This window comes from Rhodospirillales bacterium (assembly GCA_016872535.1).
Taxonomy (GTDB): domain Bacteria; phylum Pseudomonadota; class Alphaproteobacteria; order Rhodospirillales; family 2-12-FULL-67-15; genus 2-12-FULL-67-15.
Window position 1 is genome coordinate 86,900 of the sequence record VGZQ01000001.1, and the last position, 12,879, is coordinate 99,778.

At 66.9% G+C, this 12,879-nt stretch carries 9 protein-coding genes; 1 reads left to right on the forward strand and 8 read right to left on the reverse strand.

What is annotated here, in order from left to right:
• Positions 1 to 17: 17 nt before the first annotated feature.
• Positions 18 to 4,628, reverse strand: coding sequence for a glutamate synthase large subunit (gltB, locus tag FJ311_00435; GenBank protein ID MBM3949904.1), 4,611 nt, complete (start codon positions 4,626 to 4,628; stop codon positions 18 to 20).
• A gap of 203 nt (positions 4,629 to 4,831) precedes the next feature.
• Here gltB and FJ311_00440 point away from each other — a divergent pair, with 203 nt between their 5' ends.
• Positions 4,832 to 5,635: an undecaprenyl-diphosphate phosphatase gene (locus tag FJ311_00440; GenBank protein MBM3949905.1), complete on the forward strand. Its 804-nt coding sequence runs from the start codon at positions 4,832 to 4,834 to the stop codon at positions 5,633 to 5,635.
• 4 nt (positions 5,636 to 5,639) lie between these two features.
• On the opposite strand, the gene FJ311_00445 is transcribed toward FJ311_00440, so the two are convergent.
• The 7 genes from FJ311_00445 to FJ311_00475 form a co-directional block, all read right to left on the reverse strand.
• Positions 5,640 to 6,569, reverse strand: a complete 930-nt coding sequence (locus FJ311_00445; protein ID MBM3949906.1) for a glyoxylate/hydroxypyruvate reductase A — start codon at positions 6,567 to 6,569, stop codon at positions 5,640 to 5,642.
• 6 nt (positions 6,570 to 6,575) lie between these two features.
• Positions 6,576 to 6,788, reverse strand: coding sequence for a type II toxin-antitoxin system HicA family toxin (locus tag FJ311_00450; GenBank protein ID MBM3949907.1), 213 nt, complete (start codon positions 6,786 to 6,788; stop codon positions 6,576 to 6,578).
• Complete coding sequence (locus FJ311_00455) at positions 6,785 to 7,033, reverse strand: type II toxin-antitoxin system HicB family antitoxin (GenBank protein ID MBM3949908.1); 249 nt, start codon at positions 7,031 to 7,033, stop codon at positions 6,785 to 6,787. The genes FJ311_00450 and FJ311_00455 overlap by 4 nt, the downstream gene beginning before the upstream one ends.
• Positions 7,034 to 7,149: 116 nt before the next feature.
• Positions 7,150 to 8,784: an ABC transporter ATP-binding protein gene (locus FJ311_00460; GenBank protein MBM3949909.1), complete on the reverse strand. Its 1,635-nt coding sequence runs from the start codon at positions 8,782 to 8,784 to the stop codon at positions 7,150 to 7,152.
• Positions 8,785 to 8,795: 11 nt separating this feature from the next.
• Positions 8,796 to 9,851: an ABC transporter permease gene (locus tag FJ311_00465; protein MBM3949910.1), complete on the reverse strand. Its 1,056-nt coding sequence runs from the start codon at positions 9,849 to 9,851 to the stop codon at positions 8,796 to 8,798.
• Entirely contained in the window at positions 9,848 to 10,966 is a 1,119-nt protein-coding gene (locus FJ311_00470; protein ID MBM3949911.1) for a microcin C ABC transporter permease YejB, read from the reverse strand. The genes FJ311_00465 and FJ311_00470 overlap by 4 nt, the downstream gene beginning before the upstream one ends.
• Positions 10,967 to 10,972: 6 nt before the next feature.
• On the reverse strand, positions 10,973 to 12,805 hold the full coding sequence (locus FJ311_00475; GenBank protein MBM3949912.1) for an ABC transporter substrate-binding protein: 1,833 nt from the start codon (positions 12,803 to 12,805) through the stop codon (positions 10,973 to 10,975).
• Positions 12,806 to 12,879 lie beyond the last annotated feature (74 nt).

Genomic DNA, 12,879 nt, shown 5'->3' on the forward strand with positions numbered 1-12,879 from the left:
GTGTTCTGCTCCGCGTCCTATTCCGCCGCCGCGGTCTTGGCGCCGGCTTCCGCTTCGGCGCGCATGGCGACCAGCGCCCGGCGGTAATCGGTCGGAACTATCTTGACGAACTTGGGCAATAGCTCGTCCCACCGGTCGAGAACGCGGGCGGCGACCGCGCTGCCCGTGAACCGCCGGTGGCGTTCGACCAGGGCGCGCAGGCGGCGCGCGTCGTCGGCCAGCATGTCGCCCATGACGTCGGCGAGCGGCAGCGACACCCAATCCTCGGCGGCGAGCGGCGCGGGCCGGATGCGCTCCAATTCCACCATCTCGGTATTGCAGCGGCGCTCGAAATCGCCCGCTTCGTCGAGCACGTAGGCGATGCCGCCGCTCATGCCGGCGGCGAAGTTGCGCCCGGTCTTGCCGAGCACCACGGCGCACCCGCCGGTCATGTATTCGCAGCCGTGGTCGCCGACGCCCTCGACCACCGCGACCGCGCCGGAGTTGCGCACGGCGAAGCGTTCGCCGGCGACGCCGCGGAAATAGCATTCGCCCGCGATCGCGCCGTAAAGAACCGTGTTGCCGACGACGATGTTCTCCTCGGGGCGGAAACGCGCGCCCTTGGCGGGATAGATCGCGATCCGCCCGCCCGACAGGCCCTTGCCGACGTAGTCGTTGGCGTCGCCCTCCAACTCGATGGTCACCCCGCGCGCGAGCCAGGCGCCGAAGCTCTGCCCGCCGGTGCCCTTGGCGCGGATGCGGATGGTGTCGTCGGGGAGCCCTTCGTGGCCGTAGCGGCGCGCAACCTCGCCCGACATCATCGCGCCGACGGTGCGGTTGACGTTGCGCACGGCGAGGACGATCTCGACCGGGGTCTTGGATTCGAGCGCGGGGCGCGCTTGGCGGATCAATTCGTGGTCGAGCGCCTTCTCCAAACCGTGATTCTGCTCCTCGCAGTTGTAGACCGCGACGCCCTTCGCCGCCTTGGGCCGGTGGAACAGGCGCGAGAAGTCGAGCCCCTTCGCCTTCCAATGATCAACCGCCTTCTTGGCGACCAAAAGATCGGTGCGGCCGATCATCTCGTCGAAGGTCCTGAAGCCGAGTTCGGCCATCAACAGACGCACTTCGCGCGCGACGAACACCATGAAATTGATGACGTGCTCGGGCTGGCCGGTGAAGCGCTTGCGCAGTTCCGGGTTCTGGGTCGCGACGCCGACCGGGCAGGTGTCGAGATGGCACTTCCGCATCATCACGCAACCGGCGGCGATCAGCGCGCCGGTGGCGAAGCCGAATTCGTCGGCGCCCAAGAGCGCGCCCACCACCACGTCGCGCCCGGTGCGGAAGCCGCCGTCGACCTGGACCGCGATCCGCCCGCGCAGCCGGTTGAGCACCAGGGTCTGGTGGGTTTCGGCGAGACCGATTTCCCAGGGCGATCCCGCGTGCTGGATCGAGGTGATCGGCGAGGCGCCGGTGCCGCCCTCGAAACCGGAAATGGTGACGTGGTCGGCGTGCGCCTTGGAAACGCCCGCCGCCACCGTGCCGACGCCCACCTCCGAAACCAGCTTGACCGAAATGCGCGCCGCCGGGTTGACGTTCTTCAGGTCGTGGATGAGCTGCGCCAAGTCCTCGATCGAATAGATGTCGTGGTGCGGCGGCGGCGAGATCAGGCCGACGCCGGGCGTCGAATGGCGCACCTGGGCGATCCACTTATAGACCTTGCGGCCCGGCAGCTGGCCGCCTTCGCCGGGCTTCGCCCCTTGCGCCATCTTGATCTGGATGTCGGTCGCGTTGACCAGGTATTCGGCGGTGACGCCGAAGCGGCCGGAGGCGACCTGCTTGATCGCCGAGCGCAGGGAGTCGCCGTTGGCGAGCGGCCGGTAGCGCACGGCGTCCTCGCCGCCCTCGCCGGTGTTGGAGCGCCCGCCGATGCGGTTCATGGCGATCGCCAACGTGGTATGCGCTTCCCACGAAATCGAGCCGAACGACATGGCGCCGGTCGAGAAGCGCTTGACGATCGCTTCTTCCGGCTCGACCTGGTCGAGCGGGATCGGCTTCTTCGCCTTCTTCAACTCGAACAGGCCGCGCAGCGTCTTGAGCCGGGCCGACTGGTCGTCGACCTGGGCGGTGAACTGGCGGAACAGCTTGAAATCCCCGCTGCGCACCGCGTGCTGGAGCAGCCCGACCGTTTTCGGGTTCCAGACGTGCTCCTCGCCGCGGATGCGGTAGGCGATCTCGCCGCCGACGTCGAGCATGGTGCGGTAGATCGGCGCGCCCGAGAAGGCGAGCCGATGGCGCCGCACGGTTTCCTCGGCGATTTCGTCCAGTCCCGCGCCCTCGATCCGGGTCGCGGTGCCGGTGAAGTACTTGTCGACGAAATCGCTCTTGAGCCCGACCGCGTCGAAAATCTGCGCGCCGCAATAGGACTGGTACGTCGAGATGCCCATCTTGGACATCACCTTCATGATGCCCTTGACCACGGCCTTGATGTAGTTCTTGTGCGCCTTGTCCTCGGTCAGTCCTGGCGGATACTGGTCCTTGAGGTTGGAGAGCGTATCGAGGGCGAGATAGGGGTTGATCGCCTCCGCGCCGTAGCCGGCGAGCAGGCAGAAATCGTGCACCTGGCGCGCCTCGCCGGTTTCGATCACCAGACCGACCTCGGTGCGCAGGCCTTCGCGGATCAGGTGATGGTGGATGGCCGCGGTGGCGAGCAGCATCGGGATCGCGATACGGCCCGATTCGAGGCCGCGATCGGACAGAATCAAAATGTTGTGGCCGTCGCCGACCACCCGCTCGGCCTTGCGGCAGAGCGCTTCCAGCGCCGCCGCCATGCCGCGCGCGCCGTGCCCGGCCGGATAGCAGACGTCGAGCGTGAAGGTGCGGAACGCGCGATCGACGTGGTTTTCGATGCGGCGGATCTTTTCGAGATCGCCGTTGGTCAGGATCGGGTGCGCCACCTCGAGGCGCCTGTGCTTGCCGCCGGTTTCCAGATCGAGCAGGTTGGGGCGCGGTCCGATCAGCGAGACCATGGACATCACCATCTCCTCGCGGATCGGATCGATCGGCGGGTTGGTGACCTGGGCGAAATTCTGCTTGAAGTAGTCGTAGAGCATCTTCGGTCGCTCGGAGAGCACCGCGATCGGCGTGTCGCGGCCCATGGAGCCGACCGTATCCTCGCCCGCCGCCGCCATCGGCAGCAGGAAGAATTTCAGGTCCTCCTGGGTGTAGCCGAACGCCTGCTGGTGGTCCAACAGCGTGCGCCGCCCCGGCGTCATGGGCGACACTTCGGCCGGCAGCTCCTCCAGCCGGATCTGGGTTTCGTCCAGCCACCTCTGATAGGGCTTGGCCGACGCCAGCGATTCCTTCAGCTCCTCGTCCTCGATGATGCGGCCCTGTTCGAGATCGACCAGGAACATGCGGCCCGGCTGCAGACGCCACTTCTTGAGGATCTTGTTTTCGGGGATCGGCAGCACGCCGACCTCGGAGCCGCCGATGACCAGATCGTCGTCGGTGACGATGTAGCGCGACGGGCGAAGGCCGTTGCGATCGAGCGTCGCGCCCAGCAGGCGGCCGTCGGTGAAGGCGATCGCGGCGGGGCCGTCCCACGGCTCCATCAGCGCGGCGTGGTACTCGTAGAACGCGCGCCGGCGCGGGTCCATCAGGTCGTTGTCCGACCACGCTTCCGGGATCATCATCATCACCGCGTGCGGCAGCGAATAGCCGCCCGCGACCAGCAGTTCGAGCGCGTTGTCGAAGGTCGCCGAATCGGAGGCGCCGTCGCCGATCAGCGGCCACAGCTTGGCGAGATCGCGCCCGAGGACCGCCGAGCGCATCGAATGGCGCCGCGCCTGCATCCAGTTGATGTTGCCGCGCAGCGTGTTGATCTCGCCGTTGTGGCAGAGATAGCGGAACGGGTGCGCCAGCTGCCACGACGGAAACGTGTTGGTCGAAAAGCGCTGATGGACGAGCGCGAGCGCGGACTCGATCCGGCTGTCCGTCAAATCGCGGAAATAGCGCGCCAGGTTGGGCGCCAGCATCATGCCCTTGTAGACGATGGTGCGCGACGACAGCGAGCAGAAGTAGAACGGCTCGGCGTTCTTGAGCTTCTTGTCCCAGATCGCGTGGTGCGCCTGCTTGCGGATGACGAACAGTTTGCGCTCGAACGCGTCCTGGCCGCGCGTTTTCGCCCCGCGCGCCACGAACACCTGGCGGGTGATCGGCTCCAGCGCCTTGACGCTTTCGCCGATGTAGGCCCGATCGACCGGCACGTCGCGCCAGCCGAGCACGCGCTGGCCCTCGCGCTTGGCCGTGCGCTCGAACGCCTGTTCGCAGGCGCGGCGGGCGCGGGCGTCGCGCGGCAGGAACACCTGGCCGACCGCGTAATCGCCGGCGGCCGGCAGGTCGATGCCGAGCCGGGCGCATTCCGCGCGCAAAAACCGGTCGGGAATCTGGATCAGAATGCCGGCGCCGTCGCCCGCCAGCGGGTCGGCGCCGATCGCGCCGCGATGGTCGAGATTGTCGAGAATCTGCAGGCCGCGCGCGACGATGTCGTGGCTTTTCTTGTTCTTGATGTGGGCGATGAAGCCGACGCCGCACGCGTCGCGCTCGCGCGCGGGGTCGTACAACCCCTGCGGCGGCGGCAGTCCAGGCATGCGGGCGCGATCCGATTCCATCATCGTCCCCAAATCACGGTCAGCCGTTGGCGGGCAAGGTCCTTGCATAGCAGCGCCGGGCGGCCCGCGCCAGCGGGATTCTCGGCCCCATCGCCCGGGCCCATCGCCCGCGAGAGTCCCCGCCTTGGGCGGCCTGGACCGAGGTGCTATAAGGGCACCCGCTTCATCCGGGGGGCGAGCGCGTGGCCACCATCCATATCGTGATTCTCGCCCTGGTCCAGGGAATCACCGAGTTCCTGCCGATTTCGTCCTCGGGGCATCTCATCATGCTGCCCCATCTGTTTCATTGGCCCGATCAGGGGTTGATCGTCGACGTGGCGGTGCACGTCGGCACCTTGGGCGCGGTCGTTCTCTATCTCTGGCGCGACGTGTGGCGCATGACCGCCGGCTTCGGGCGCCTGCTCCGGGGACGACCGAACGCGGACGCGACGCTCGCGCTTTTCGTCATTGCCGCGACCGTCCCGGTGGTGATCGCCGGCCTTGCCCTCAAGCGCTACTACCCCGAGGGCATCCGCGATCTCGCCGTGGTCGGCTGGGCGACGCTCGGCTTCGGCCTCGCGCTGTGGATCGCCGACCGGATCGGCATGACGGTCCGGCGCATGGAGCACATCGGGTTTTCGGATGCGCTGATCATCGGTTTTTCCCAGGTGCTGGCGCTGGTGCCGGGCACCAGCCGTTCCGGCATCACCATGACGGCGGCGCGCCTTTTGGGCATGGAACGGCCGGACGCGGCGCGCTTTTCCATGATCCTCTCGATCCCGACCATCGTCGGCGCGGGCGTGCTGGAAGGCTGGGAGCTTTACAAGCTCGGCGACGCGCAACTGACCGCGGATGTTTTTCTCGCCACGGCGCTCGCCTTCGTCGCCGCCCTCGTCGCCATCGTCCTGATGATGGCCTGGCTTCGGCGCGCGAGCTTCGCGCCGTTCGTGGTCTACCGGATCGCGCTCGGCGTTTTCCTCGTCGCCTTCGCCTACGGCTACGTCTGAGCGCTCAGTAGCCTTGCGCCTTGTCCACCAGCCCGTTGGGCGCGAGCCCGGCGCGGAGTCGCCGGATGTTGTCGGCGGCTTCGCGCGCCGCCGGACCGACGAGCGTGATCGCCGCGATGTGCGGCGTGACGATGACGTTGGGGTGCGTCCAGAACGGGCTTTCCGGCGGCAGAGGTTCGCGGCGGAACACGTCGAGCGCCGCCCCGGCGAGTTGCCCGGTTGAGAGCGCGGCCAGGACATCGGCCTCGACGGCGAGCCCGCCGCGCCCGGCGTTGATCAAGTACGACCCCTTCGGCAGTTGCGCCAGGGTGCGGGCGTTGACGATCCCTTCGGTCTCGTTGGTGAGCGGCGCGAGGCAGACGAGAATGTCGCTTTGGCCGAGGAACGCGCCCAATTCGTCGGCGCCGGCGAATGAACGCGCGCCGGGAACCTGCTTCCTGGTGCGGCTCCAGCCCGCGACCGGAAACCCGAGCGCCAGCAAGTGCCGGGCCGCCGCCTGTCCCAGATGGCCGAAGCCGAGAATCCCGATCCGCCGGTTTGCGGCTTCTACTTGCGGCACTTTGGTCCAACTCTTCCGCTGCTGGAATTCGCGGTAGCGGTGGAACTGGCGGTGAAAATGCAGCACCGCGTGCAGCACGAACTCGACCATGCCGTCGCGCAAGCCGGTGTCGACCAGGCGCACCAGCGGAACCTCGCGCGGCAGATCGGGATCGGCGAGCACATAATCGACGCCCGCGCCCAAATTCAGAATCGCCTTGAGGTTCGGGAATCCCTTCATCGCGCCGCGCGGCGGCCGCCAGACCAGGAGGAATTCGACTTCGGCGCGATCGCCGGCCTCGGGCCAGATGCGGAAGTCTTCCCCCGGCAGCAGGCGGATGAATTCCTGGCGATAGGGTTCCGGGTCCTCGACCGCACTGACGAAAAGAAGGGCCATGATTGATCAGAGGTCTCGTGGCGAAAGTCCGGTGTGCCGGGCGATGCGCGCGAGCATAACGGGCCCGATCTCGTCGCCGTCATGGAACGCGAACACGAAGTCGGGCCAGCCGCTTCGCGCGAGCGTGCGATGGGAGCCGGACTGACGTTTAATTCGCCAACCGATACGGACGAGAGCGGCCAAAACCCGCCGCGCCCGCGTGGCTGGCCAGCGGCTCATGCCGCCGCGAACAGGGAGCCAAGCTCGGGAACGCGCTCGCCATTTTCCAGCCGCTCCGCCAGCACGCGCAGGGCGAGCGCCTCGGCCTTGGCGAGCGCGTCCTTGCGCGTTGCCCCGTAGGCGAGCACGCCGGGCAGAACCGGAATTTCGGCAATCCAGCGCCCGTCATTCTCGCGGCCAATCTCGACAGCAAGTGACTTCGGCAACCGCCGCGGGCGCGACGCGGATTCCGGTTTCTTCTTCATGGCGATAGCCTTCTTTTGCACGACGCGCAGTTTATCGAACCTGACCGCGCTACGCTACCCCCACCGCATGTCGGTTTCCGGGTCCTCGACCGCGCTGATGAAAAGAAGGGCCATGATCAGGTCGCCACCGCCCCCGACTCGTCGGCCTTCAAGTCGATCGCGGCGGCGATGAGCGCGCGGGTGTAGGGCTCCTTCGGCCGGGCGAAGATCGCCTCGGCGGGTCCGTGTTCGACCACGCGGCCCTGGCGCAGCACGGCGATCTGGTGGGCCATGGCGCGCACCACGCGGAGATCGTGACTGATGAACAGATACGCGAGCCGGTGCTTCTTTTGCAATTCGCGCAGCAGTTCGACGATCTGCGCCTGCACCGACACGTCGAGGGCGCTGGTCGGCTCGTCGAGCACCATGAACTTCGGCTTCAAAACCAGCGCGCGGGCGATGGCGATGCGCTGGCGCTGCCCGCCCGAGAATTCGTGCGGGTAGCGGTCCTGGGTCTCGGGGTCGAGGCCGACCTCGGCGAGCGCCTGGCCAATGACGGTGCGCCGCTCCTCTTCCGCCCCGGCGAGGCCGTGGACGCGCAAGCCTTCCTCGACGATCTGGCCGACCGAAAGGCGCGGGCTCAAGGACCCGAACGGGTCCTGAAAGACGATCTGCATCTCGCGCCGGAGCGGGCGCAGGGCCTTGGCGCGCAAGCCTTGAATCGCCTGGCCGCGGAAAGCGATGTCGCCCGCGCTTTTTTCGAGCCGGAGCAGCGCGCGCCCCAGCGTGCTCTTGCCCGAACCCGATTCGCCGACCAGGCCTAAGGTGTGGCCCTCGCGGATCGCCAGCGTCACGCCGTCCACCGCCTTGACGTGGCCGACCACCCGGCGGATCACGCCGCGCTTGATCGGAAACCACACTTTGAGATCGCGACAGGCCATGACCTCGGGCGCGTCGGCGGGCGCCGGTTCGGGCGCGCCCTTGGGTTCGGAAGCGAGCAGATGCTTGGTGTAGTCGTGGCTCGGGCTTTGGAACACCGCCGGCAGGCGGCCTTCCTCGACGATACGGCCCTGGCGCATGACGTAGGCCCGGGTCGCGATCCGGCGCACGATGCCGAGGTCGTGGGTGATGAACAGCACCGCCATGCCGAGACGCGCCTGCAAATCCTGCAGCAGCTTCAGGATCTGCGCCTGGATGGTGACGTCGACCGCGGTGGTCGGCTCGTCGGCGATCAGAAGATCGGGATTGTTGGCGAGCGCCATGGCGATCATCACCCGCTGCTGCTGGCCGCCGGAAAATTCGTGCGGCAGCGCGTCCATGCGCGCGATCTGATCCCTGAGGCCGACCAGCTCGAACAGCTCGACCACGCGCGCGCGCGCCGCGTCGGCCGAAAGCGTGCGGTGCAGATGCAGGCTTTCCGCCACCTGGCGGCCGACCGAATGGAGCGGATTGAGCGACGTCAGCGGCTCCTGGAAGATCATCGAGATGCGGTCGCCGCGGAGCGCGCGCAGCCGCGAATCGGGCGCCGTCAGGACGTCTTCCCCCCGGAAGCGGACGCTTCCGGCCGGATGCCACGCCAGCGGATAGGGCAGAAGCCGCATCACCGACAACGCGGTCACCGACTTGCCCGAGCCCGATTCGCCGACCAGCGCCGCGATTTCGCCGCGCCGCACCACCAGGCTCGCGCCCCGCACCGCCTTGACCTCGCGCGCGCCCCGGCCGAACGATACGTGCAGGTCTTCGATTTCGAGCAGCGGCGCGGTATCGGGCATGGCGCGTTCCCTCAGCGCCGGATCTTTCGCGGATCGAAGGCGTCGCGCACGCCTTCGCCCACGAACACCAGGAGCGACAGCATCACCGCGAGCACGAAGAACGACGTCAACCCGAGCCACGGCGCCTGCAGGTTGGCCTTGCCCTGGCCGAGCAATTCGCCCAAGGAGGCCGAACCAGGGGGAAGCCCGAAGCCCAGGAAATCGAGCGCGGTGAGCGTGGTGATCGAGCCGTTGAGGAGGAACGGCAGGAACGTCAGGGTCGCGACCATGGCGTTGGGCAGAATGTGGCGAAACATGATGGTGGCGTCGGAAACGCCGAGCGCCCTGGCCGCGCGCACGTAATCGAAATTGCGCCCGCGCAGGAATTCGGCCCGCACCACGCCCACCAGCGCCATCCAGCTGAACAGCAGCATCAATCCCAGCAGCCACCAGAAGTTGGGCTCGACCACGCTCGCCAGGATGATGAGAAGATAAAGAGTCGGCAAGCCGCCCCAGATCTCGATGAAACGCTGGAAATAAAGGTCGGTGCGCCCGCCGAAATAACCCTGCACCGCCCCGGCGGCGATGCCGACCACGGAACTCAAGCCGGTCAGCGCCAATCCGAACAGGACCGACACGCGAAAGCCGTAGATCAGGCGCGCCACCACGTCGCGCGCCTGGTCGTCGGTGCCGAGCCAGTGTTCGCGGGACGGCGGCGCCGGCGCCGGCACCGACAAATTGCGGTCGATGGTGTTGTACGAATAGCGGACCGGCGGCCAGATCATCCATCCCTTCTCCTCGATCTTGTTTTTGAGAAAGGGATCGCGGTAATAGGCCTCGGTCGGGAAATCGCCGCCGAAATCGGTTTCGGCGTAGGAAAAGACCACCGGGACGAAGAACTTGCCCTCGTAGCGCACCAGCAGCGGCTTGTCGTTGGCGATCAATTCGGCGAACAGGCTGGCGGCGAACAGGACGAGAAAAATCCACAGCGACCAGAAGCCGCGGCGGTTGGCGCGGAAGTTTTCGAGCCGCCGCGCGGTCGGCGGCGCGAGCTTGATTCCGAACAGACGCGATGCGGCGGCGGTCATGTCTCTCTCGCTTCGAAGTCGATGCGCGGATCGACCGCGTGGTAGGCGAGATCGCCGACCAGGTTCATCAGGAGCCCGAGCAGCGTGAAGAAGTAGAGCGAGCCGAACATGACCGGGTAGTCGCGCTTGAGCGCGGCCTCGAACCCGAGCAGACCGAGCCCGTCGAGGGAGAAGATCACCTCAACCAGCAGCGCGCCGGTGAACAGAATGCCGATGAAGGCGCCGGGAAAGCCCGCGATCACGATCAGCATGGCGTTGCGGAAGATGTGGCCGTAGAGGATGCCGCGTTCGGTCGCGCCCTTGGCGCGCGCGGTGGTGACGTACTGCTTGTTGATCTCCTCCAAGAACGAATTCTTGGTCAACATGGTCAAACCGGCGAAGCCGCCCACCACCAGCGCCGCGATCGGGAGCGCGATGTGCCAGAAGTAGTCCGCGATCCGCGCCGGCCAATCCATATTCGCCCAGTCGGGCGAAGTCAGCCCGCGCAAGGGAAAGACGTTCCAGAAGCTTCCGCCCGCGAACAGCACGATCAGCAGGATCGCGAACAAAAAGCCGGGAATGGCGTAGCCGACGATGACCACGGCGCTGGTCCACACGTCGAAGCGCGACCCGTCGCGCACCGCCTTGGCGATGCCGAGCGGGATCGAGATGAGATAGACCAGCAGCGTGGTCCAGAGACCGAGTGAAATGGAAACCGGCAGCTTGTCGAGCACCAGATCGACCACCTTGCGGTCGCGGAAGAAGCTGTCGCCGAAGTCGAACACGAGGTAGTTCCGCATCATGATCAGGAACCGCTCGTGGGCGGGCTTGTCGAAGCCGTAGAGCTTCTCGATCTGCTCGATCAGCTCGGGTTCCAGGCCGCGCGCGCCGCGGTATTTGGAAACGACGTCGCCGCCCGCGGTCTGGGCCGGACGCTGCTCGGCGCGCTCGCCCGCCTCGCCCGCGCCGGTGCCGGCGAAGCGGCCGGTGACGTCGGCGGCGGTGCCCTGCAGCTCGGCGATCATCTGCTCGACCGGGCCGCCCGGCGCCGCCTGCACGATAATGAAGTTGATGACCATGATCCCGAACAACGTCGGGACGATCAGCAGCAGCCGGCGGAGGACGTAGGCGAGCATTGCCGTCTACTTGCGCCCGCGCCGCGCGTCGATCGCCTTGGCCTTTTCGGCGTCCACCCACCAGCATTCGACGCAGAGGGTGTACTTGGCGGGCGTTTCGGGGCGGCCGAACCGGTCCCAATAGGCGACGCGGAAGGTGCGGATGTGCCAATGCGGGATCAGGTAATGCCCGGCCTGCAGCACGCGGTCGAGCGCGCGGGTGCGCGCGATCAGGCTTTCGCGGTCGGGCGCGGCGATCACCAGGTCGATCAGCTCGTCCACCACCGGATCCTTGATGCCGATGGTGTTGCGGCTGCCGGGCGTATCGGCCGCGGCCGAACCCCAGAAGTCGCGCTGCTCGTTGCCGGGCGACAGCGACTGGCCGAACGAATCGACGGTCATGTCGAAATCGAAATCGTCGAGTCGTTTGCGGTACTGCGCCGGCTCGACCGTGCGCACGCGCGCCTCGATGCCGAGCCGCTCCAGGTTGCGCGCGAACGGCAGCGCGATCCGCTCCCAGGTCGCCTGGGCGAGCAGGATTTCGAACTGGAACGGCTTGCCGGTGGTGCCGTGCACCAGCTTGCGTTCCTTGACCGTCCACCCGGCGGCGCGCAAAAGATCGAGGGCGGCGCGCAGGTTGGCGCGCAACGCCTCGTCGCTGCCGCCGACCGGGGGGGCGTATTCCTTGGTGAATATGTCTTCCGGGATGCGTCCCCGGAACTGTTCGAGGATTTTCAGTTCCTCGCCCGTCGGCAGGCCCGAGGACGCCAGTTCCGAATTGGAGAAGTAGCTGCGGGTGCGGACGTACTGGTCGTAAAACAGGTTCTTGTTCGCCCACTCGAAATCGAAGGCGAGGATCAGCGCCTGGCGCACGCGCTTATCCCTGAAGATCTCGCGCCGGGTGTTAAACGAAAATCCCTGCATGCCGGTCGGGCGCTCGTGCGGGATTTCCACTTTCTTGATCAGCCCGTCGCGCACCGCGGGAGCGTCGTAGGCGGTCGCCCAATCCTTGGCGACGTTTTCCTGGCGGAAATCGTATTCGCCGGCCTTGAACGCCTCGAGGGCCACCGTGCCGTCGCGGTAGTAATCGTAGCGAAGCTCGTCGACGTTGAAGGTGCCGCGCCGGACCGGAAGGTCGCGGCCCCAATAATCGCGCACGCGCTCGTAGGTGACGGAGCGCCCCGCTTCGAACGACTTGATGCGGTAAGGACCGCTGCCGAGCGGCGGCTCGAGCGTCGTCTTGTCGAATTCGCGCGTCGACCACCAATGCTTGGGCAGGATCGGAAGCTGGCCGACGATCAGCGGCAGCTCTCGGTTGACGCCGTCGGCGAAGGAAAAGCGCACCGTGCGTTCGCCGGTTTGCTCCGCCTTGGCCACGTCCTTGAAATAGGAGCGGTAGAAGGGATGGCCCTTGGTCTTCAGGGTTTCGAGCGAAAAGATCACGTCGGCGACCGTCACCGGCTTGCCGTCGTGCCAGCGCGCGTTCGGCCGGAGCGCGAAGGCGACCCAGGAGCGGTCCTCGGGCACCTCGATCGTTTCGGCGAGCAGGCCGTATTCGCTGAACGCCTCGTCGCCGGACCCGAGCAGCAACGTCTCGAACAGGGCGCCGATGCCGGCGACCGGATTGCCCTTCAGGATATAGGGATTGAAATTGTCGAAGCTGCCGATGGCGGAAAGCCGCGCCTCGCCGCCCTTGGGCGCGTTCGGGTTGGCGTAATCGAAATGGGTGAAACCGGGACCGTATTTCGGCTCGCCGTGCATGGCGATCCCGTGGACGCGGAGAACTTTCGTCTCGGCCACGGCCGGTGGCGCGGCCGCGAGAACCGCCAGCACGCCCAAAGCCGCGAACGCGACGCGCATGATTTCGATCCGCGAGAAATTCCCGCGCCTTCCCCGTGAATTCGGCGATTGTGGCGGCTCGGGCGCGGCCGATC